This is a genomic window from Kitasatospora sp. NPDC004669 (assembly GCF_040609455.1).
GTDB lineage: Bacteria > Actinomycetota > Actinomycetes > Streptomycetales > Streptomycetaceae > Kitasatospora.
Genome location: NZ_JBEXKB010000051.1, coordinates 17246 through 38038, shown reverse-complemented (window position 1 = coordinate 38038; position 20793 = coordinate 17246). Strand labels below are relative to the sequence as shown.

The following is a 20793-nucleotide window of genomic DNA, read 5'->3' as shown; positions in this document are numbered from 1 at the left end:
GTACCGGCGGCGGCTCTGGCAATGGCGGTTCGGCTCACGGCGGCTCCGGTGGTGGTGGGGGTCTCGGCGGGGGTTCCGGCAGCGGTGGTGGGGGTCTCGGCGGCGGCTCCGGTTCCGGCAGCGGTGGTAACTCTGGTGGCGGCTCCGGTTCCGGTCACGGCGGCAATGGTGGCGGTTCGGCTCATGGCGGTGGCCCCGGTAACGGTGGCGGTTCGGCTCACGGCGGCGGCCCCGGTAACGGTGGCGGCTCCGGCGGCGGTTCCGGCAGCGGCTCTGGCAATGGCGGTTCCGCTCACGGCGGCTCCGGTGGTGGTGGGGGTCTCGGCGGCGGCTCCGGTTCCGGCAGCGGTGGTAACTCTGGTGGCGGCTCCGGTTCCGGTCACGGCGGCAATGGTGGCGGTTCGGCTCATGGCGGCGGCCCTGGCAATGGTGGCGGTTCTGCTCACGGCGGTGGCCCCGGTAACGGTGGCGGCTCCGGCGGCGGTTCCGGCGGCGGCTCTGGCAATGGCGGTTCGGCTCACGGCGGCTCCGGTGGTGGTGGGGGTCTCGGCGGGGGTTCCGGCAGCGGTGGTGGGGGTCTCGGTGGCGGCTCCGGTTCCGGTCACGGCGGCAATGGTGGCGGTTCGGCTCATGGCGGTGGCCCCGGTAACGGTGGCGGTTCGGCTCACGGTGGTAACTCTGGCGGCGGCTCCGGTTCCGGTCACGGCGGCAGCGGTGGCGGTTCTGCTCACGGCGGCGGCTCCGGTCACGGCGGCAACGGTGGCGGTTCTGCTCACGGCGGCGGTTCGGCTCACGGTGGTAACTCTGGCGGCGGCTCCGGTTCCGGTCACGGCGGCAACTCTGGCGGCGGCTCCGGTTCCGGTCACGGCGGCAGCCACCATCGGTGATCATCAAGCGCTGAACGTGGCGAAGCCCGCCAGCTACAGCGTTTAAGCGTGGCTTAAACCCCACCAAGATCATGTCTTGGTGGGGTTCGTCGTTCGCCTGACAGCCGGGCGGCCCTTGGGTGATCGTGTCTTCTCGCTGAAGTCGACAGTCGATCAACCCAAAGGCCGTGATGGTGTGTCTGCAGGACGGCATCGCGCGCGTCGAGGCCCTGGCCGGGCTGTCCCGGGGCTGTCGGCTCGACCACGGCCAGCGTGCGGGCTCCAACAGCGAGAACCCCTGGCAACGCTTCCAATCTCGTAGGTCAGAGAAGCCGGCATCCGCTGCCCAATGCTCCGGCCGGACCGATGGGGCGGGCACCGGGCTCAGCGAGTGGAACGCGTCCAGTCCGCCAATGCCCTCACCATGTGCAGCACCGCGCTTTGGCGCCGCTCGGACCGGAACGGCCAGGTCAACCACGCTGGAGCAGAGAGATACGACAACAAGAATGATGGGGAGGATCTTCAGCCCGATCGAGCGGCCGGTCACCTGCTCGATGATCCGGCCCGCCAGGCGGTAGTTGAAGTTGTTGTACTGCTGCGCGGTGCCCGGATCGAAGACCGGGCTGGCGGGTGGTTTGCCCTCCGGGTGAAGGGTGCGCTGGACGACCTGGTCGAGGGTCTCGACGTCGAGGCGCCGGGCGATCGGACCGTCAGGATCCTTGGCGTCTGGGCCCTCGACGGCCTGCGGTAATCCGCTGGTGTGGTCGAGGAGTTGGCGGACGGCGATCGGCTTGAAGTCCTTCGGCAGGATGCCGGGCAGGTGCTGCTGGACGGTGCCGTCCAGGTCGATCCGTTGCCCAGCGGCGAGTTGGAGCAGGACGGCAGTGACGAAGGTCTTGTTGATGTTGCCGATCCGAAAGGCGGCGTTCGGCGCGACCGGCTGCCCGCTCACCGGATCCTCGGCGGTGCCGCGCCAGGTTTGCCCGTCGACCGTCACCCGGGCGACCACGCTGGCGGCCGGGTCCCCTGGTCGGGCGGCTATCGCGGCGCCTAGCGCGGCTCGGTCGCGGCTGTCCGCTCGGCCAGGGCGGGCGTGGGGACGGCGGCGAGGAGCAGCCCGGCGAGGGCGAAGGCGAGGGCGCTGTGCTTGGTGATGGCCATGTGGTCTCCGTTGTCGGCGGGACGGGCAGCGCAGGACAGAATGGTCTGCCATGGAGAACACGAGTGTGATACCCGATCAGTTGCCCGTTGCCCGCGAGATCCTGCTGGATGAGCCGGTGTCGCCGGCGAAGCCGACCTCGCGGGTCGAGGTGCGCAGGATCGCCATGCCGCCGCGGTTCGCCGCCGGGTGGCACGTGCACAACGGGCCGGTGGTGGGCAGTGTGGTGGCGGGGACGGTCCACTTCCAGGTCGAGGGCGGGGAGGAGACCGTATTGGAGCCCGGTGAGGTGTTCCACGAGCCGGCCGGTGTACCGGTGCGCTTCGACGCCGGGGTGGAGGGGGCGACCTTCCTGGCGTACTTCCTGCTGGCGGACGGCGAGCAGCCGGAGATCGCCCTGGTCGGCGACGCATCGGTCGGGTGAGTTCGGATGGGTGTTGGGCGGATGCGTGAGGACCATGGTTCTCCTCGTCGGTTCCGGGCCGGTGGCCCGCTTTTGCTCGCGTGTGTGGGCTGGTTGTGCAGCGTGCCGACGTTGGTGGCAGATGAGGACGTACGGGCGGTGGTGAGCCGCTGTCAGGACAGCCCCGGTGCAGCGGTTTATGTGCTGCCGCTGGCCTGGGCGGGCCTGCTGTTGGGAGTTGCCGCGGTTTGCTGGGGATGCTGGCAGCTCGTCACCGCTGCGCGGAGGAAGGCCCTGCGGGTTGGCCTGGGGCACGCCGCGCTCTGTGTGCTGCTGCCGGTCGCGGCCGTCGCTGCGCCGCTCCAGTACGCGCTGGCGCAGACCGCGGCCCATGACACCGGGCACCAGCGGAGCAGTTGCTTCGGGCAGGGTCAGGCGAGGACGCTGTCGACGGAGTGGACGGTGTAGCCGCCGCGTATGACGGGGGCGAAAGGGGCCAGCGCCATGCAGGTGCCGACGACGGGCTGGTAGGCGTTGCCGTTCTTGTCCACGTCCGCGTTGCCCACGCCCCAGGAGAAGCCCAGGCGGTCCTTGCCGTGGCCGTGGGCGTCGTAGATGCTCAGGCCTATGCGCTGGCCGACCGGCATGCCGTTCGACTTGGTGATCACGGCAGTCAGGGTAGCGACGGGGCCGCCGGTGGCGAGGCAGTCGACCGTGGCGTCGGACTCGCGGACGTCGCCGGAGTCCGTTCGGTGGGAGAAGTGGACGGTGCCCCGGGCGTCGGTGGGCAGGCCGGTGGGCAGGTTGGGCAGCGGGTGGCTGTGGGGCGCGCCCTCGGCGTTGATGGTGAACCAGATCTCGTGGTTCGGCACGATGCCGTAGAGGATCCGGGCGGAGCCGGTGACCCGGGCAGGCCCGGACACGGCGCTGGAGTCCTTCGCGACGGCCGGGGCGGGGGCGGTGAGCGCCGCGAGGGCGAGCCCCGCGAGGGCGGCCGCGGCGGTGCGGGCGGCGCGGGTGCGGAAGGTGCGGGCCGTACGGCCGGTACGGGCGATGCGGAACATGGGTGGAGACTCCCTTCTCCGGCGGCCCCGGTGGCCGCCGTCTCGGTGACTCCAAGACTGATCGCTGACCCCCTCTCCGCACATGTGCCGATCGGCACAAAGCGATCACCGAGTTCGCGGGGAGGCCCTGCCGATCGGCAGGGCCAGCGCGGGAGTTAGGGCCCCGGCCGCACCCGGCTCGGCAGTCGGGTGCAGGCCGCCCCCGTCGCGAGCGGCGCGGCCTCGGCCCCCAGCGCGGCGAGCGTGAAGTCCGTGGTCGGCGTGCTGATGTCGGCGCTCTGCCGGACCGGGTAGTGGCTGCCACCGGGCACCTCGTAGTGGCTGTAGCGGTAGCGCAGCAGGTGCACGGCGAGGCCGTGCGGGCGGCCGGGGGCGGTCGAGGCGCATGAGTCCGGGTGCGACGGGGCGGTGGGGGAGGGGGCGTTCGTCCCCGCCGAGTCGCCGACGGCGGAGAACCACGGCGGAGAACCACGGCGGAGAACGACGGGTACGTGATGGCGTACGTCGTCAACCCGTCCCGTGGGTCGACGGACCTGATGATGACCCTGGCGGCCCGGGACTTCGGCGGGGAACCGGGCGCCCGGCTCCGCCTGCCGGTGCGGGTGCCGATGGGGCTGCACGGGAACCGGGTGCCGGGCGGGGAGCCCGTCAGGTGCCGCGTGAGGGGCGATGTCGGCCCGTTGAAGGCCCGGGTGTCAGCCGATCTCGACAGTGAAGGTCGAGGTGCCGCCGTCCTGGCCGGTGAGGGTGACCGGGCCGAAGGTGATGAACGTGGTCGAGGTGGCGCCGGGGGCACGGTAGAAGCCGGTGGCCTTGGTGATCCGGACGGCGAGGGTGGCGAGGGTGGCCGCCAGCTGCTCGTTCGCCTCGACCTCGGGCTCGGCGAGGGCGGCGTGGCCGTTGGCCTCGGCCCAGTCGCGGACGCCGTCCGCGTCGCGGCTCAGCGCGGTCAGGATGCTGGGGTTCGCCCAGGCCCAGAGCCAGGAGGCCGAGCCGGGGCTCCAGGTCGCGATGATCTGGGCAGGTGCGGTCGCGGTGCGGTCGGGGAAGGTCCAGGTGATCAGGCCGGTGCGCTGGTCCAGGCCCCAGCGGTCGGCGGTGCCGAGGCCCCAGGTGGTGTGGGCCTCGGCCAGCCGGTCGATCATCTGCTCGCCCTGGAGGAGCAGCGTGGCGAGGTCGGACTGAGGAGTGGTGCTTTCCATGGGGTGAAGTGTGCCAGCGCCGATTTCGGCAGCTCAGGGTGCTCCTGCCGCTCAGCGGACGCGCAGGCCCGCCGAGGCGGCGAGCTCGCGGACCTGGTCGGCGGTGAGACGGGCGAGTTCGGGGAGAAGGGCGGCGATGTCGGGGGTGGCGGGGTGCGGGGGGTGGACGCGCGGGGGGAGGGAGTCGGTCTCGGGCACCAGCCCGGCGAGGGCGGTGAGGGTGGCGAGGGGGACGTCGAGGAGGGCGGAGAAGTCGGCGAGGAGAGGAAGGCTCAGTGGCACCCGGTCGTGGCCGATGCCGCCGATGGTGGAGGCGGCGACGTACAGGCCGCGGGTGGTGTGGAGCAGTCGGGCGACGCTCATCCAGCGGAGGTTGCGGTTGGCGGCCATCCGAAGGAGGGCACCGCCGAGACCGGGCAGGTACTGCTCGTGCGGTGGCGTGGCGGGGGCGGGGTCGGTGCGGGGCTGCTGGGGGAGCGCGCGGGCGCGCCGGAGCAGGTCGGCGCGCTGGTCGGGGGTCGACTCGGAGGCGGTGATGGCGAGATCGCGCGTCACGAGTTCCGCCTTCGGGTCCAGCGGTGCGAGTTCGTCCGGGATCGACAGGCCGGCGAGGGCGAGGCGGTCGGCGGGGCGGAGCGGCTGGGGCGGGGTCGGCACGGGCACGGTGCGCAACGCTAGTCAGCGGCAGAAGCATCGGGCAATCGGTTCGGGCGCCCGGGATATGGGGATATGAAGGTGCGGCTAGGTGAAGGACCGGTGTAGGGTCCGCCGGTGACTGATGATCACGGGGGAGATGTGGAGGCCGCTTCCAGCACGGAGGCAGCTTCCGGCGCGGCGAACGACGCCGCCGAGAACACGGCCGCCGAGGACACGGCCGCCGAGCCCGGCACCGGCGGCCGCGAGCCGCGGGTGGGGCTGCAGCTGGCGGCGGCGGTCGTGCTGGTGGGGGCCGTGTTCGCCGGGCTCTGGGTGGTGGCCGGGAACGGCGGGGACAGCACGTCGGGCGACGGGCCGGCGAAGTGCAGTCCGGCGAGGGAAACGGACTCGCCGAAGTACCCCGCGCTGTGCGCCGCGCTCAACCGCCCCGACCTGCCGGTGCTCGTGGGAGTGTCGAAGGAACGGGTGCTGATAGCCCAGCCCGGGTTGTCGGCGGCCCTCGGGCCGGGCCTGACGAAGGACGACTACGGCGCGGCGGAGGTGCAGTTCAGCGACATGTACGTCCAGCTCGCCGACAACCGGGACGTCGAGGTGGACGACTTCGCCAGGCCCGGCGACCCGACGGTCACGCGCACGCCCGTGCTCGGTCACAAGGCGGTGGTCTACCGGACGCCCACGATGTCGTTCTCGTTCTCCCTCGGCGGCGGGAAGTCCACGACGGGCACCGGCTCCGACGCCCACTCCCTCGCCGTCGCGAAGAACCCGGACGGGACCGGCGGCACCTTCGAGATCAGCATCTGGCGCAAGGACTCCGCGCCGATCGACGACGCCGCCCTCTACCGGGTGGCGGAGGCGGTGCTGCCCGGCCTGCAGGGTTGGGTGGGCGGCGGCTCAGCGGGCTGAGCGGCCGAAGCAAGGTGGTGGACGTGCTGGTGACGCTGACCGGCGGTGCCGGGGCGGGCAAGACGACGCTGGCCGGGGCACTGGCGGTAGTCGCCGGCCCTGGCCCGGTGCGGGTGCTGCACGGGGACGACTACTACTTCGCCGAGCCGGGCTGCGGGCGCGGAGTGTGGGCGCCGGACGAGGGCGGGGTGCCGAGGCTGGACGTGGGGGATCCCCGGTCGGTGGACGAGGGGCGGCTCGCCGCGGACGTCGACGCCGCGCTCGGGGAGACCCGGGTCGTGATCGTGGACGGGCTGTTCGCCCGCAGGGTCGCCCCGCAGCGGCCCTGCCGCCGCTTCGACGTGTTCGTCGACCTCGCGGCGGACCTCCGGCTGGTGCGCAAGATCCAGCGCAAGTGCGTCGTGGGCGGCTTCCCGCTGGAGGTGCTGCTGCGCAACTACGCCGGGCAGCGGCGGGCGGCCCACGAGCGGCACGTCGAGCCGCTGCGGCGGGAGTGCGACCTGGTGGTCGACGGTGCGCTGGCTCCGGAGGTGCTGGCCGGGCTGGTGTGGTCGGCGGCTGCCGAGAAGACCGGGCGCGGCCGCGATTCGTAATGATCACGCGGGTCAGGGCCTCCCATGCGCAGGGGAGAGCGGGGTTTTCCCTGCTCTTTGTTTAGGATCTTGTCCTGCTCTGCGACGATCCGATGATCGTCGCCCTATTGCGGTGGGCGGCGCGTCGCAGGGGAGAGACCGGCATGGCCGAAGGGCCCGAGGACAGCGTCGTCCGGGTGCGGACGAGGTGGCGCGCCAGGTTCACCATGAGCAAGGAGACCTGGATGGTGGTCTCCGGCGGAGTGCTGGGGGCCACGTTCGCGAGCCTGGGCCTGGCGGTACTGTTCGGCCCCGCGAACGGCTTCGGCGGCAACAGCCTCGCGTACATGGGCGCACTCAGCATCCTGGGGCTGATGCCCTGCGGCGCCGGTTTCGTCTGGGCGCTGATCCACCCCAAACGCGGGCTGCCGTCGGTGGCCGTCGGCGCCCTGCTGGGGCTGGGGATCTTCCTCTGCTTCGCGGGGGACGGCCTCAACGACTCCTGGAAGGCCCCGCTGGACCGTCCGTCCACCGTCCGGGCGGTCGGCAGCTGGACCAGCGGGGACCTGGTGGTGCGGGTCCGCCCGGACCAGGTGGTGGCGTACCACAGCGGGGGCGGGGCCGTCGCCTGGCAGTGGACGCCGCCGGGCGAGGACTCCGTGTGCACGATGAGCCGGGGGATCGGAGCGGGCGGCATCGGTCTGATCGGGCACTCGCCGCACGGCAAGCCGTGCGCGGTGGTGACGGCGCTGGGCCTCGCGGACGGCAAGGAGGGCTGGACCGCCACGGTGGACGCGCCCGCCCGGGACGGCGACTCCGCCGATGCGGACCTGGTCGCGGTGGCCGGGACGCAGGCCGTACTGCAGGGCACGGACGGCTGGCGGGCCGTGCGGCTGACGGACGGTCGGGAGCAGTGGCGCAGCGCGCCCGACGCCGGGTGCACGCCGCTGGAAGTCTCCGGTGGGGAGCAGGACGTGGTGACGGTCGCGCAGTGCGGCAACGCGGCGCCGGTCCTGCGGTCGCTGGCGCCCGGGGACGGGCGGGAGCAGTCGCGGGTCTCGCTGCCGGCGGAGGGCGGGCTGAAGAACCTCATGGTGGTGTCGGCCGAGCCGCTCACGGTGTGGGTCGACGCCCAGGCCGAGCGCGGCACCCACGCGGTGCTCAGCTACGACCGGTCCGGGAAGCAGCGCGCCTCGATACCGGTCTCGGGAGACGAGTACGACCTGGACGTGATGCTCGGTGGGGTGCACGCCTTCGACGAGTTCACCGCCCGGCCGCTGCTCGGCGGCATGGTGGTCGGGGACCTGTTCATCGTGCCGGGCGAGCGGCCGGGCGACGTGAGCATCAGCGGTGGCAAGCACCCGAGCCGGACGGCCACCGGGCGGCTGGTCGCGTACTCGCTGGCGGACGGCGTCAAGCGCTGGACGGCGGGCCTGGACGACCAGGTGACGGGCGTCCTGGTGGACGGCGCCTCGGTGTGGGCGATGACCCGCGACAAGCTGACCCGGGTCGACGCGGCGACCGGCCGCGAGAGCCGTGAGCTGGACGTCAACGGCACGGCCTCGCTGTACCCGGTGGACCTGTCGGTGGCGGGGCGGGAGCGGTTCACGGTGGTGGCGGAGGACGGGACGCGGGACGAGCCGCCGGTGCGGGGGATGAGCTGACCCAGCGAGGAGCCGGCCCTGCCCGCGAGCGGCGGGCAGGGCCGGAGAGCTGGTCAGGCGGTGAAGCGGGGGTCCCGGGCTTCGATGGCCTGGACGAAGGCGGTCCACTCGGCCGTTGGTGTCGGCGCTGTCGTGGTTGTACGGGTTGTGCATGGCTGCCTACCGATGGCGGGTGGCCTACCGCATGGTGCCCCGGCCGTTCGTTACGGGGACGGCGGATGGCTGGGGAGTTGGGGTAGGGAGAGGCTCAGGCGACGTAGAAGTGCGCGGTGGCCTTCTGGGTCTCCACGATGGCCCTGGCGAAGTCCTCCGGCTGTCCGCCCCACGGGTCGGTGATCCCGGAGCCGAGGATGCGGACCTGCCGGTTCGGGCCGGCCAACTCCTCGACCGCCCGCGCGGTCTCGCCGTCCACCGCGACCAGGTCGTCGGCCCAGTGGAGAAGGCCGTCGTCCAGCAGCGCGCCGCGGTGGCTGGTCAGGTCGTAGCCGAAGGCGGCTGCAGCTTCGATCATCAGCGGGTGCGCGGGCTTGTTGACATGCCAGTTCTGGGTGCCGGCCGACCGTACGTCGAGTGCCCCGGCGGAGCGCTCGGCGATGATCAGGGCGGCGATCGGGGAACGGCAGTGGTTCCCCTTGCAGATCACCAGGACTTTGCGGCGGCGGGCCGGGTTCACGCGGTGTCCACCCTCTCGATCTCGAAGGTGAGCACGCCCAGTGCCTCCTTGTGGGGCGGGAAGATCGCGTGGATGGCTTCGAGCTGTTCGGCCTCGGTGGCATGGGGGTTGACGGCCTCCACGCGCTCGGTGCCGAACATCTCCTTGAAGGTGCGGTACTTGCCGACGCGCTTGACCTTGGTCAGGCAGCTCAGCTCCCGGCAGGTGAAGTTGATCAGGTCTCCGACCTTGATCCGCTTCATCGACTCGTACGCGACGCGGACCTCGACCGTCTTCTCGCCGCTGGCGATCAGGTCGTAGTACTGCCGGTAGATCGGCATGTTGCGGGGGCGCTTCGCCTGGGAGTGGTGCGTTGCAGGCTGGCGGGTGCTCATCAGGGTTTCCAATGCGGTTGTGGTGTAGGACCGGAAGAAGTGCCTGGGGTCGCTCAGCACCAGTTCGCCGAGTCCGGTCAGCGCTTCGACGTAGTCCTCTTGGGTGCCGGGCCAGGCCGAGGGGTCGAACAGCCACGCGGGGGTGGAGTCGGCCTCGGCGAGTCCGGCTTCGGCGGCTTCACGGAGCAGGCTCTTCGAGAGCTTGCCGCCGTCGCTGCCGAGGATCTGGGGGGTGAAGATCCGGACCGGCAAGGGTCCGGCCGGCAGCCCGAGGGCCGCGTGCGCGCCGTCGACGAGCTGGCACCCGAACGCCCAGTCCCCGCCCTTGACCATGACGTGGAGCGTCCGGTCGTTGGGGCGGTAGGCGCGTTCCTTGACGACATTCCGGTAGAGCGTGGCGAGGTCGAGGTAGCCGCCGCCCAGGGGCGTGATGTCGGCCTCGTAGCGGCCGTGTTCGAAGCAGACGGCCTCGAACAGGGCCCCGGCGTCGTCCAGCTCCAGCAGTCGCGTGCGGTCGGCGTACTTCTCCGCCCACCCGCAGGCGGGGCAGGGCAGCCGGATGTGGGCGCTCCCGCTGTTGGGGGACAGCCAGGAACCGATTTCGTCCAGGAGTTCCAACGTTCGCAGGAATTCGGCGCGGAAGGCCGGGGTGTCCTGCTGCTGGGTGTAGGTGCTGACCGTGTACGGCACGTTCGTCCTGGCCTGGCAGGCATCGAACAGAGGCAGGTAGTGCCGGGAGATGAGCGCCGTGATCTCCTTGGTGCTCAAGTGGTGGACGTACGCCCGCTGGTAGCGTCCTCCGTCGGCCCTGACGGTCTCCGCCGGGGAGTTGTCCAGAGCGCAAAAGTCCACGCTGGTGTCGATACCGAACTCGTCGCGGGCGTGCTCCGCCAGCAGGAAGGCGAGGCTCTGGACGAGGTGGGTGCCGAGGTGGGGGTGCCCGTTGATCTGGGTGCCCACCGAGAAGGCGATGCTCTCGATGTCCGAGGCCAGGATGCGGGGCCGCAGGACATCGATGGCGTCTTCAACGGCGTTGGCGAGGACCGTGTTCGGGGACCTCAACGTCGACGTGGTCACGGTGCGCCTCCCTTGGGTCGGGATGGTGCGGTGGGTGAGGTTGTGAGAGAGCGCCGGTCGACCTGATTCAGGCAGGGAGGCGGCGAAACGACACGGCCTCGGCGTGTTCCAGCCAGCGGGGAGCCGGGCCGGCTCGAACTCAGTGGGGCCGGTTACGACCTCTCGGTACTCGTGCTTGGGAGCGCGTCTCGCCATCGGTCTGTCCTCCTTCGCCGTGGCAGCGGGGGTGCGTGATAGACCGTAGGAACCGTGGTGGAGCGCGCTCAACAAACTTGCGCCTTGTTGCGGGGCATCACCCCAAAGAGGCAACGGCGGCGGCGATCAGCTCCCTTGCCTTCGCCCCATACACGGCCATATTGGACAGGCCCATGAAGGCCCGGATGTAGTCCGTGATCTCTCTGGGCTGGAGCACGTTGACCTTCGCCGTCAGGGTTTCCACCGCCACCCGCTGATCATCGAAGAGGTAGAAGGCTTCAAGGGGCCAGATGGCTCGCGGGCAGCCGGCCGGGATGACCCCGACAGAGACGGACGGCAGCGACATCAAGGTGAGCAGGTGGTCGAGCTGAGCGGCCATGGCCTCCACGCTGCCGATCCTGGTTCGCAACACCCACTCTTCGATCAGGACCGCGAACCGGCGTCCCCCCTTGTACATGAGCTGTGCCCCTGCCAGACGGGCCGGTACGGCCGCTGCAACGTCGTTCGGAGTGCCCTGGAAGTCCGTGATGGACTGCATGAGCGCCGTCGCGTACTCGGCGGTCTGGAAGAAGCCGGGGAGCACGTTCGACACGTAGATCCGGAAGAGCCTCGTGCGTTCGTAGTCGCTGATGACCTTCTCTTGGGCGAGCCGCATGCCGGAGCTGTTCCGGCGTCTCCACTCCTGGTACATCGAGTCGGCGGCACGGGATGCCGCGATCAGGTCAGGGATCCGGTCGCCAGCCCCGCAGGCAGTGCACCAGGCCCTTATGTCGTCTTCCGACGGAGCGACCTTGCCGGACTGAATGCGAGAGGTCTTGGCGGGGTGCCAACCACACAGGGCAGACAGCTCACCCCCTTTGAGTCCGGCGTCCTTGCGGATCTCGACCAGTTGATCAGCGATGGCCTTCCGTGCTGCGACAACGCTGGACGAAGGCGACGACGGCATGTGCTGTCCACCCGGTGGTTCGGAGCTGACTCAGACCTCGAAGTCCTGGTGAGGCACCGCCCGTTCCCACACAGCCTCGAAAGCCTTCGTGCACAGTTCCACGGTGGCCGGTTCCTCTGTCAGCACGTTCCGGGGATCAGCCCATTCGCCATCACCGGTGAACAGGTTGAACCGCACGATCCGACTGTCGAACAGCCAGAAGTCGGCTCCGGGCAAGGCGAGATCGAATGCCCTGCTCCGGGGAAGCCAGCGGATCTGCTCACCGGCTGCGATGTTGGTGAACGTGTGGGAGTGCTCGTAGCGGATGTACTCGGTGACTGGCTCCGACACGATCCGGGCACGCCGGATGGTCACCCCACGGGCGATGGTCTCTACCGCGAAGTCATGGAACGGATGCCACCACTCGGCCCGGTTCTCCAAGGAGTACCGGTGCCCGGCCTTCCACGCGGCGAACTGGTCAGCTTCGTCAGCGACGCTGTACTGATCACGCATCTCCAGATGCACGGCCGACTTCTTCGTCTCCCGGAGCAGAGTCCTGAAGTCCGGCACGTTCGATTGCATCGCAAGCCTTCCTGATGAAGGGGATCATTCGCTCGGGGATGCTGATCACGGACTCGTGGGCAGGTACGCCGACCTTGTGACCGGCGACCCACTCGGTCTCGCTGACCTCCGCGAGCTCGGCCCCGGTGGCGGTGTCGCTCTGGATGACGAGTCGACGCTGAGCCACATTCGCCCAGACCGTGGGCGAGCCTTCCTCGTTGGTCTCAGGGTCGATTCCGAAGAACTCTAGGCCCACGGGTACCGCTCCTGTCACGTAGCTTGCGTGTACTTGCGCTCGGAGTTGACGTGACCACCAGCATCCAGCGTCCGAGGCTGCTTTGTCCGGCGTTTCGCTATCTGGCGAACAGCCAACTCATACTCCAGCGGTAGATGTGATCTCGCTGGTGGGACCCGTGCGGGGACGGCTGCGGCCGCTGGGAGCGGCCCTGCCCGCGAGCGCGGGCAGGGCCGGAGAGCTGGTCAGGCGGTGAAGCGGGGGTCTCGGGCTTCGATGGCCTGGACGAAGGCGGTCCACTCGGCTTGGTTGAAGGCGAGGTGGGGCCGGTCGGGGTTCTTGTCGTCGCCGAGCCAGACGTCGCCGTTGTCGAAGCGGGCGACGATCACGCAGTTGCCGTTGGACTCGCCGGAGAAAGGGGACTTGACCCACTCGGCATCAGCGGGGTCGTGGGAGTAGGGGTCGTGCTTGCTGATCACGTCAACTCTTCCAACTTGTGCTCAAGTACGGTGATGGTGTCCTCCGGCGACAGCGAGCATCGCTTCAGCCGAGCAAAGGCGCGTTCGGCTCGTCGAACATCGCGGCCCGACCTACGCGGGAGCATACCGCCGACGGCTTCGACGAAGACGAAGCTCTCTTCGCCGGAGAAGTGCATCAGTGTGATGCCGGAAGAGAAGATGGCTTGGCGTCCTGCACTCAGTGGGACCATACGCAGGGTTACGTTCGGCTGCTTTGCCACCTCGATGACATGACGGATCTGACCAGCCAGAATGTCGCGATCGCCGCCTACCAGGAGTGCGACCTCACCGAAATACGCCTCCAGATTGATTCGGGGTTCTTCGGTCAATCGCCGCTGGCGCAGGATGCGAATCTCTGCTGCGGCTTCACTCTGGTCGTCGCTGAGGCCGTCGAGACCGGCGGCGATCACCTCACGCGCGTAGTCCTCGGTCTGGAGCAGGCCGGGGAAGGCGGACAGGTAGTAGTCGAGCATGTGCGTCGCATCAGCCTCCAGGCCGAGGAACTCGGCGAATGCGGAGCCGATCGTGTCAGCGAACTCGTGGTCTTCCCACCAGTGCTTCGAAGGACCGTCCGTGGCGAGATGCTCGATCTCGGCGCGCTCTTCCCCGGTGATCCCGCAGTGATCCAGGTAGGCGGCCAAGTCGGCTGCGCTCACTGGTAGGCGGGCTCGTTCGATCTTGCTCAGCCGGGCAGGATTCCAGCCTCTCAGGCCGGCGGTGACGTCGGCCAGCGTCTTGTTGTTCTCCAGCCGCCACTGCCGTAGTTCCTCGCCGAGGCGGATGTTCCTGATCGCTGACGGGTCTGTGCCCAACGCTGCCCTCCCTTGGGTGTGAGTCCAGTCTAGCGACGTTCAAGATCAACTAATTTGTTTCTTCTTTGGGGGCGTTCGGGTTGCAAATTCTATTCCAGCTCATCCACACTCAACGTGACGACACGGACACGCAGCTGACGTCGTGTCGAAGCGAAGGGGCACCCATGTCCGCGTTGAGCGCACCCGTTCTCCACGCCTCCGAGCTCTCCCTCACCGACCACGCCACCTCGGTCCGTACCGCCCGTCGGCACGTCCGGGAGCAGCTGTCGGCCTGGGGCTTCACCGGTGACAAGGTCGACGACCTCGTCCTCATCACCTCTGAGCTCGTCACCAACGCCGTGGTCCACGCCTGCCAGGGCCACGACGAAGTCCGGCTCTACCTCCAGGAGTTCGGCGGCGACTGCCGCCTCGAAGTGTGGGACCCGCGCTTCGACCTCCCCCTCCAGGACCGCAAACCGCACCGCTTCCGCGAGGGCGGCCGGGGCGTCGAACTCGTCCGCGAACTCGCGCTCGACTTCGGCGTCATCACCCGCCGCGGCTCGGGCAAGCGCGTGTGGGTCCGCATCCTGCTCAACTGACCTTCACAGGCGCCGAATTCAACCAACGATGAAGGGAGTCACCAGCCATGCACCCCGCCGCGATCGCCTTCCGCAACCCCGCCGCCCTGCACGCCCGCTGCGACTACGGACGCCCCCGCCGCCTCTACTTCGAGCCCGACTACGAGACCTGCGCCGTCGTCCCCGACCCCACCGCCTGGGAGCCCCTCCCCGCCGATTACGCCGAGCGGTTCGCGCCCGGCTACTTCACCCCCGGCACCGGCCTCGTCGAACTCTTCAAGGTCCCCGACACCGTCACCGACCGCGACACCCTCGCCGCCATGGTCGAGACCCTCGGCGACCCACACCCCGTCACCCTCGGTGACGCGGACGACCCGCCCGGGGAGCCCATCACCCACCTTCTCCCCGAGTCCGGCCGGCGCCCCGGCCTCCATGTCGACAACCACCAGAACCTCCTCTACGGCGAGCGCAGAAAGGCTCGGCGGCGACTGTGCGTGAACCTCGGCCCCGGCCCCCGCTACCTCCTCCTCGCCGACACCGACATCCTGTCCATCTGCCGCTGTGTCCGGGACCGCTACGAGGACCACCGCCCCTCCACCGACGACCTGCGGATGTACCTCGCCCTCCACCGCCCGCTGCGCCTCCTCCGCCTGCGCATCGACCCCGGCGAGGGCTGGCTCGCGCCCACCTCGTTCCTCCCGTACGACGAGTCCACCGAGGGCCTGGACCTGCCTTCCGGTACGTCCTCCTGGCTCGGGCACTGGGAGCCGTATCTCTTCGACCCGCTGATCTGAGCGTTCCCAGCGGTTGTGTCAGGCTGGTGGGGGAGCACCGCCGAGGCCGGGAGGCTCGTGATGGCCGAGATCAGGGTGAACGGGGTGTCGCTGCACTACGAGGCCCGTGGGGACGGCCCCGGGGTGGTGCTGGTGCACGGGTCGTGGAGCGACGGGGACTCCTGGGCGCGGGTGATACCGGGCCTGGCCGAGTTCACCACCGTGGTCGCGTACGACCGCCGGGGCCACAGCCGCAGCGAGGACCTGCTCACTCAGGGTTCGGTGCACGAGGACGCGGCCGACCTCGCCGGGCTGATCCAGGGGCTCGGCCTCGCGCCCGCCTTCGTCTACGGGGACTCCTACGGCGCGCTGGTCACGCTCCGTCTTGCCGCCGCCCGGCCCGACCTGCTGCGCGGCATCGCCGTCCACGAGCCGCCGGGCAGCGGCATCCTGCTCGCGGATCCGGACCTGCGGCCGATCGGCACGGCGTTCGCCGACCGGATCGCCGCCGTCCGGGAGCTGCTGGAGCAGGCCGAATCCGCTGCGGCCGCCGAACTGTACGTGGACAGCCTGACCTTCGGCCCGGGTGCCTGGGAGCAGCTGCCGGCGCCGGTCCGGCACACCTACATCCGCAACGCGCCGACCTACCTGGACGAGCTACGGGACCCGGACGCGCTCGACCTCGACCTCGCCGGCCTGGCCCGGTTCACCGACCCGGCGCTGCTCACGCAGAGCGATGGCAGCGCGCCGATGTTCGGCGAGGTGCTGGACCTGATCGACCTCACCCTGCCGAAGGCGGAACGGCACGTTTTCGCGGGCGCCGGTCACGCTCCGCATCTGTCGCAGCCGGAGGAATGGGTGCGGGTGGTGCTCCCGCGTGCGTTGGGGTGAAGCGTTCCTGATGGGCGCGAAACTGGGGGCACGCGCCGGTGCACGCGCCTGCCGCTGTGCCATCCCTATCGAGCCGCCACCAGCTCCTCCCCGCGCGGCGTCCGCCGGTGCAGCACCTCCCGGCCGCTGCGCACCCGGCTGACCAGGCCGGAGCGGTGCAGCACGCCCAGGTGGTACGAGACCGTCCCCGCGCTCAGGAAGTGCCGGGCGGCCAGGGCGGCGGTGGTCGCCGGATCGATCAGGGCGGCCAGCAGGTCCGCCCGGGTCGGTCCGAGCAACTGCGCCAGCGCCGGGGTGGGGGTCCGAGGGACGGCCGGCGGCTCGGCGAGCGGGTACATCAGCGTCGGCGCCCGGTGGCAGCCGTCCACCGGGTCCAGGATGACGTGGATCCTCCGGCTCACCAGCGTCGGCATCAGCAGCACCATCCGGGCCGGCAGCGCCACCTCGAAGCGGCTCTCCAGCCGGATCAGCCCGTCGGCCCAGGAGAGCTGCGGTGAAAGGGAGTTGAACAGCGAGCCGGTGCCGTACCGAGCCAGGTGGCGGCCCCGCTGGTCGATCTCGGCGTCCAGCACCGCTCGGGCGTCCGGCCAGTACGGCGCGAGCGCCGACTCCCAGTACCGGCCCAGCTCGTCGGCGATCCGCTCGGCGAAGTAGCGCGGGCCGCGCCGCAGGGAGCGCAGCACCGTGTCCGGGACCTGACGGCCGAGCAAGTTCGCGGCGGGAATGCCGTTCCGGACGGTCTCCAGCTCCGCCCGGACCCGCTCGGGGTCGGTGCGGCGGACGGCCTCCAGCTGCTCCGCGACCGTCGGGTCCGGCCCCCAGGGGTGGGGGGAGGAAGTCGGGGAGGTAGCCGCCGTCCTGTTCCAGGGCCAGCCCCGCCAGCAGCTCAAGCTTCTCCCGGCGCAGCACCCGGCGGGTGCGTCCCACCCAGGCGTACGGCCCGGTGCGGGAGTTGAGCGAGGAGGCCATCAGGGTGTTGACCGCCTCGTGCAGCGGTGAGACCACGAAGCGGGTGCGGGCGAGCCCGGCCGAGTCGATCGTGAGCCGGATCACGGCGCCCTTCTCCCTGTCGGACTGTCGGACTGTCAGGACGTCGGATCTGACTGGGTTCATTCGGCTTTCGGGACCCGACGTTTCGACCCTGGTCGAATCCTGGCACGAATGCTCGCGTTCGAAGTCTCCCGGGCCCAAGCTGGCTCCGTGACCGCGTCAGCACGGACGCGGCGCGACCGGAAGGACGAACATGACGAGCACGCGCGGCCGCATCGCCGCCCTGTTAGGCGCCGTCGCGGTGGTCGCCGGCACCACCTTGGCCACCCCCGCCGTCGCGGCGCCGGCCGAACCGGCCCGGCACGGCGGCGGGATCGCCGGACAGGCGCCCTGCCAGGGCGCGCCCGAATTCACCTGCGGGACCATCACCGTGCCGCTCGACCACAGCGGCGCCGTCCCCGGCACCCTCCAGCTCGACGTGGCGATGACCGGGAACACCGAGGCCCCCAAGGGCGACCTGCTGTTCCTCACCGGCGGCCCCGGCCAGCCCGGCGTGCCGCTGATGCGGCGGATCGCGAGCAAGATCGCACCCGTCCTCAAGGACTACCGCCTGGTCATGTTCGACCAGCGCGGCACCGGCGAGCGGGCGCTGCAGTGCCCGGGGCTGCAGGAGGACATGGGCTCCTCCGACCTCACCCCGCCCCGCAAGCAGTCCATCACCGACTGCGCGGCCGCCCTCGGCCCGAACGCCCGCTTCTACAGCACCGCGGACACCGTCGGCGACATGGACCTGCTGCGCCAGGCCCTCGGCGACCACCGCCTCACCATCGACGGCGTCTCCTACGGGACCTTCGTCGCCGAGCGGTACGCGCTCGCCCACCCGGCGCACGTGGAGCGGCTGGTGCTCGACTCGGTGGTGCCGCAGGGCGGCTACGACCCGATGGATCTGGTCGCGCTGCCCGCCACCGCCCGAGTGCTGCGCTCCGCCTGCCAGGCCACCGGCTGCACCACCGACCCGGCCGCCGACCTCGCAGCCACCGTGCAGAAGTACGGCAACGGGCCGCAGATCCTGGACGCGCTCACCAGCTTCGAGTTCGCCGACCCCAACTACGGCGGGGTGCCGGAGGCCCTGCACGAGGCCGCAGGCGGGCACCCGGAGAAGCTCCAGGCCTTCATCGACGAGGTGCACAAGAACGACGCCGCGCCGGCCGGGGCGCTCAGCCAGGGCCTGCACGCCGCCACCCTGTGCGCCGACGGGCGCTACCCGTGGGGCAGCTCGGACACCCCGGTCGAGGGCCGGGCGGCCGCGCTGGAACGCACCCGGCAGGAGCTGACCCCCGAGCAGACCTGGCCGTACGACGCGGCGACCGCCACCGGGCTGGGCAGCCTGCTGGTCTGCCAGGACTGGCCGCGCGAGCAGGTGCCGCCGCTGCCGCCGGCGCACCGCAAGCTCCCCAACGTGCCGGTGCTGCTGCTCGGCGGTGACCGGGACCTCTCCACCCCGTACGAGTGGCTGTACCAGCAGGCCGCGTCGACCCACGACCCGGAGATCGTGATCGTCCCCGGCGCGGCGCACTCGGTGCAGACCCGGGCGGCCAACCCGATCGGGCGGCAGGCGGTGTACGACTTCCTGCTGAGGTGACCCGGGATTCGCACACGGCGACGGACCGTTCCGTACAGGGGTCGGAACGGTCCGTCGCCGCTTCAGCGTTCGGCCGCGCCCCAGCCGTCGTCGGGCAGGGCCGGGTCGGGCTCGGGGCAGTCGGCGTGGTCGTAGCCCCAGAGTCCGGTCTTGAACAACTGCCAGTCGTCCAGCGGGGGTTCGTCGTAGCCGACCCGGTCGACCAGGATGAAGGCGACCCGGACGTCCTCGACCGGCGTGACCTCCAAGGTCCGCTGGCCGGGGATGTTCTCGTACGTCACCGTCTCCCATGCGCAGCCGGCCGCGGTGAGTGCGGCGCCCAGCTCGGACTCGGTGACCCGGGTGCCGAACGTCTGCAACCCGCCTCCGGGCGACGGGAGTTCGAGTTCACCGTGCCAGGTGGGAAGGGAGAAGGAGCGGAGCCTGCGGCAGCGGCAGAACACTGCCAGAGCATCGCCCCAGCTGAAGGCGTGCGGCCAGCGTGACTTCTTGTGCACGCGCCCGGCGTCCCAGGGATCGCCGTAGCGGATCGCGAGTTCGGGCAGCGAGGCGCCGTAGCGCAGCTCGTCGAGGGCGCCGGTGGCGGCCAGGGCGGTCAGGCGGGCGAGGAAGTCCGGCGCGTCGGAGGGCACTTCGGGCGTCACCCCAGGCACCCGCGGACCGCCTCGATCAGCCGGTTGGCGCGGGCGTCGCCGTGGCCGATCATCCGGTTGGCGACGTACGCGAAGCCGACGCCGAACTCGTCGTCACCGAAGGCGAACTGGCCGCCGGCGCCGTCGTTGCCGAAGCTGCGCGGGCCGAGCAGCCGGCGGAAGGCCGGGGAGTCGAGCAGCAGGCCGGAGCCCCAGCGGGCGCCCATGTCGAAGCCCAGGAAGCCCTGGCCCGAGGAGAGTTCGCGCACCGCGTCGGTCACGGTATCGGGCGAGAGCAGCCGCTCGCCGCCGTCCAGGCCGGTGACCGCGGCCGCGTACAGGCCGGCCAGTCCGGCGGCGGAGGCGACGGCGCCCGCGCCGGGCAGCTCGATCGCGTGCAGGGCCGGGTCGTTCCAGCCGTGCGGCACGTCCAGGCCGGGGAAGACCAGGGCGCCGTTCATGGTCACGATCCGGGTGAGCAGGTGCTCCGGGCCGGGCATCGGGCGTCGGCCCTCGGCCTCCACCAGCCGGGCCAGGCTGGGGAGTTCGCTCTCCGGCAGGCCGATCCAGAGCGGCAGGCCGAGTGGCTCGGCGAGCTCCTTGCGCAGGAACGCGCCCGGGGTCAGACCGGTGACCCGGCGGATCACCTCGCCGACCGCGAAGCCGAGCACATGACCGTGGTACTCATAGGTCGTCCCCGGCTCCCAGAGCGGCTCCTGCTCCTCGATCGCGCGGATCACCGGCTCCCAGGCGGCGATCTCCTCGAAGGAGAGCACCGCGTCCAGCGCCGGGAGGCCGGCCCGGTGGCCGAGGATCATCCGGGTGGTGATGTCCCGCTTGCCGTGGCGCGCGAACTCGGGCCAGTAGCGGGCGATCGGGGCGTCCAGGTCGAGCCGGCCCTGTTGGGCGAGGAGCAGGGCGCTGATGCTCACCGCGCCCTTGGCACAGGAGAACACCGGCACCAGGGTGTCCTGCGCCCAGGCCCGGCCGGTGCGCTCGTCGGCGGTGCCGCCCCACAGCTCGACCACCTTGCGGCCGCCGACGTACACCGTGACCGCGGCGCCGAGCTCGGGGAACTCCTCGAAGTTGGCCGCGAAGACGTCCGCGACCGCGCCGTAACGATCGTCCACCCACCCCTGGAACTGCTGCATGGTACGTGTCCGCCCTTCCCTGGCCAAGATCACCGACCGGACCACGGTACGGGGTCGGCGCGGCCGCGACGAGTGATTTGACCGGCCTGGGACGAATGGGGCCGGTGTGACGGACTCGCTCGCCAAAGGGGCGTGGGCGGGGCGGGTCTGACGGTGTCGGCGTGGTCGGGCCGCGAGTGCCACGGGCGAGGGGACGGAGCTGCCGTTATGCTGTCCGGCGGTCTTCGGGCCGTGCGGCAGAACATCGGGGGGAGAACCATGAGGGACGACGACGCCGGTACGGGGGACGACAGGTTC

24 protein-coding genes and 2 pseudogenes are annotated in these 20793 nt (G+C 70.9%); 11 read left to right on the top strand and 15 right to left on the bottom strand.

Annotation, left to right across the window (positions count from 1 at the left end; translation table 11 throughout):
- Positions 1–933: hypothetical protein (locus ABZW30_RS32875; RefSeq protein WP_355674880.1), on the top strand; the 933-nt coding region annotated here is incomplete at its 5' end.
- Between the two features lie 522 nt (positions 934–1455).
- On the opposite strand, the pseudogene ABZW30_RS32870 reads toward ABZW30_RS32875, so the two are convergent.
- A pseudogene (locus ABZW30_RS32870) lies at positions 1456–1863 on the bottom strand (serine hydrolase domain-containing protein); the annotation flags it as partial.
- Positions 1864–2077: 214 nt separating this feature from the next.
- Between ABZW30_RS32870 and ABZW30_RS32865 the strand changes: the two are divergent.
- Both ABZW30_RS32865 and ABZW30_RS32860 read left to right on the top strand, forming a co-directional pair.
- Positions 2078–2449: a cupin domain-containing protein gene (locus ABZW30_RS32865; protein WP_355674879.1), complete on the top strand. Its 372-nt coding sequence runs from the start codon at positions 2078–2080 to the stop codon at positions 2447–2449.
- 111 nt (positions 2450–2560) lie between these two features.
- Positions 2561–2896 carry a hypothetical protein gene (locus ABZW30_RS32860; protein ID WP_355674878.1) on the top strand — a complete coding sequence of 112 codons (336 nt, stop codon included), beginning with the start codon at positions 2561–2563 and terminating at the stop codon, positions 2894–2896.
- On the opposite strand, the gene ABZW30_RS32855 is transcribed toward ABZW30_RS32860, so the two are convergent.
- A complete protein-coding gene (locus ABZW30_RS32855) occupies positions 2860–3492 on the bottom strand; it encodes a hypothetical protein (RefSeq protein ID WP_355674877.1) in 633 nt (210 codons plus the stop codon). The two genes, ABZW30_RS32860 and ABZW30_RS32855, sit on opposite strands and share 37 nt — an antisense overlap.
- Before the next feature lie 155 nt (positions 3493–3647).
- Entirely contained in the window at positions 3648–3839 is a 192-nt protein-coding gene (locus ABZW30_RS32850; protein WP_355674876.1) for a hypothetical protein, read from the bottom strand.
- Positions 3840–3986: 147 nt separating this feature from the next.
- Here ABZW30_RS32850 and ABZW30_RS32845 point away from each other — a divergent pair.
- Positions 3987–4058: pseudogene (locus ABZW30_RS32845) on the top strand (hypothetical protein); the annotation flags it as partial.
- A 129-nt stretch (positions 4059–4187) separates the two neighbouring features.
- Here the strand turns inward: ABZW30_RS32845 and ABZW30_RS32840 are convergent.
- On the bottom strand, positions 4188–4694 hold the full coding sequence (locus ABZW30_RS32840) for a DUF6882 domain-containing protein (protein WP_355674875.1): 507 nt from the start codon (positions 4692–4694) through the stop codon (positions 4188–4190).
- Positions 4695–4745: 51 nt separating this feature from the next.
- Entirely contained in the window at positions 4746–5357 is a 612-nt protein-coding gene (locus ABZW30_RS32835) for a hypothetical protein (RefSeq protein WP_355674874.1), read from the bottom strand.
- A 108-nt stretch (positions 5358–5465) separates the two neighbouring features.
- On the opposite strand from ABZW30_RS32835, the gene ABZW30_RS32830 reads away from it, so the two are divergent.
- The 3 genes from ABZW30_RS32830 (at position 5466) to ABZW30_RS32820 (ending at position 8490) form a co-directional block, all read left to right on the top strand.
- On the top strand, positions 5466–6254 hold the full coding sequence (locus ABZW30_RS32830; protein WP_355674873.1) for a DUF6215 domain-containing protein: 789 nt from the start codon (positions 5466–5468) through the stop codon (positions 6252–6254).
- A 23-nt stretch (positions 6255–6277) separates the two neighbouring features.
- Positions 6278–6847, top strand: coding sequence for a hypothetical protein (locus tag ABZW30_RS32825; protein WP_355674872.1), 570 nt, complete (start codon positions 6278–6280; stop codon positions 6845–6847).
- A 143-nt stretch (positions 6848–6990) separates the two neighbouring features.
- Complete coding sequence (locus tag ABZW30_RS32820) at positions 6991–8490, top strand: hypothetical protein (RefSeq protein ID WP_355674871.1); 1500 nt, start codon at positions 6991–6993, stop codon at positions 8488–8490.
- A 247-nt stretch (positions 8491–8737) separates the two neighbouring features.
- On the opposite strand, the gene ABZW30_RS32815 is transcribed toward ABZW30_RS32820, so the two are convergent.
- From ABZW30_RS32815 to ABZW30_RS32785, 7 genes are all read right to left on the bottom strand, one after another.
- Positions 8738–9163 (bottom strand): low molecular weight phosphatase family protein, encoded by a 426-nt coding sequence (locus ABZW30_RS32815; RefSeq protein ID WP_355674870.1) that lies wholly within the window; start codon positions 9161–9163, stop codon positions 8738–8740.
- Entirely contained in the window at positions 9160–10614 is a 1455-nt protein-coding gene (locus ABZW30_RS32810; protein WP_355674869.1) for an ASCH domain-containing protein, read from the bottom strand. The genes ABZW30_RS32815 and ABZW30_RS32810 overlap by 4 nt, the downstream gene beginning before the upstream one ends.
- Positions 10615–10906: 292 nt before the next feature.
- On the bottom strand, positions 10907–11755 hold the full coding sequence (locus ABZW30_RS32805) for a helix-turn-helix transcriptional regulator (protein ID WP_355674868.1): 849 nt from the start codon (positions 11753–11755) through the stop codon (positions 10907–10909).
- A gap of 30 nt (positions 11756–11785) precedes the next feature.
- The gene (locus ABZW30_RS32800) at positions 11786–12316 is read right to left on the bottom strand and encodes a DUF6879 family protein (protein ID WP_355674867.1); all 531 of its coding nucleotides are present in this window, start codon (positions 12314–12316) and stop codon (positions 11786–11788) included.
- On the bottom strand, positions 12240–12551 hold the full coding sequence (locus ABZW30_RS32795; protein ID WP_355674866.1) for a hypothetical protein: 312 nt from the start codon (positions 12549–12551) through the stop codon (positions 12240–12242). The genes ABZW30_RS32800 and ABZW30_RS32795 overlap by 77 nt, the downstream gene beginning before the upstream one ends.
- Positions 12552–12775: 224 nt before the next feature.
- A complete protein-coding gene (locus ABZW30_RS32790) occupies positions 12776–13009 on the bottom strand; it encodes a DUF397 domain-containing protein (protein WP_355674865.1) in 234 nt (77 codons plus the stop codon).
- Positions 13006–13860, bottom strand: coding sequence for a helix-turn-helix transcriptional regulator (locus ABZW30_RS32785; RefSeq protein WP_355674864.1), 855 nt, complete (start codon positions 13858–13860; stop codon positions 13006–13008). Before ABZW30_RS32785 ends, ABZW30_RS32790 begins: the two co-directional genes overlap by 4 nt.
- A gap of 164 nt (positions 13861–14024) precedes the next feature.
- Between ABZW30_RS32785 and ABZW30_RS32780 the strand changes: the two genes are divergently transcribed.
- From ABZW30_RS32780 to ABZW30_RS32770, 3 genes are read left to right on the top strand one after another with little or no spacing between them, the layout of a single operon-like run.
- Positions 14025–14438 (top strand): ATP-binding protein, encoded by a 414-nt coding sequence (locus ABZW30_RS32780; RefSeq protein WP_355674863.1) that lies wholly within the window; start codon positions 14025–14027, stop codon positions 14436–14438.
- Positions 14439–14485: 47 nt separating this feature from the next.
- On the top strand, positions 14486–15211 hold the full coding sequence (locus tag ABZW30_RS32775; RefSeq protein WP_355674862.1) for a hypothetical protein: 726 nt from the start codon (positions 14486–14488) through the stop codon (positions 15209–15211).
- A gap of 60 nt (positions 15212–15271) precedes the next feature.
- A complete protein-coding gene (locus tag ABZW30_RS32770; protein ID WP_355674861.1) occupies positions 15272–16081 on the top strand; it encodes an alpha/beta hydrolase in 810 nt (269 codons plus the stop codon).
- Between the two features lie 65 nt (positions 16082–16146).
- Here the strand turns inward: ABZW30_RS32770 and ABZW30_RS32765 are convergent, their stop codons facing one another.
- A complete protein-coding gene (locus ABZW30_RS32765) occupies positions 16147–16971 on the bottom strand; it encodes a winged helix-turn-helix domain-containing protein (RefSeq protein ID WP_355674860.1) in 825 nt (274 codons plus the stop codon).
- Positions 16972–17324: 353 nt separating this feature from the next.
- Between ABZW30_RS32765 and ABZW30_RS32760 the strand changes: the two genes are divergently transcribed.
- Positions 17325–18713 (top strand): alpha/beta fold hydrolase, encoded by a 1389-nt coding sequence (locus tag ABZW30_RS32760; RefSeq protein ID WP_355674859.1) that lies wholly within the window; start codon positions 17325–17327, stop codon positions 18711–18713.
- Positions 18714–18775: 62 nt separating this feature from the next.
- Here ABZW30_RS32760 and ABZW30_RS32755 read toward each other — a convergent pair whose 3' ends face one another.
- The gene (locus tag ABZW30_RS32755; RefSeq protein ID WP_355674858.1) at positions 18776–19357 is read right to left on the bottom strand and encodes a hypothetical protein; all 582 of its coding nucleotides are present in this window, start codon (positions 19355–19357) and stop codon (positions 18776–18778) included.
- Positions 19354–20496, bottom strand: a complete 1143-nt coding sequence (locus tag ABZW30_RS32750; RefSeq protein ID WP_355674857.1) for a serine hydrolase domain-containing protein — start codon at positions 20494–20496, stop codon at positions 19354–19356. The genes ABZW30_RS32755 and ABZW30_RS32750 overlap by 4 nt, the downstream gene beginning before the upstream one ends.
- Positions 20497–20793 lie beyond the last annotated feature (297 nt).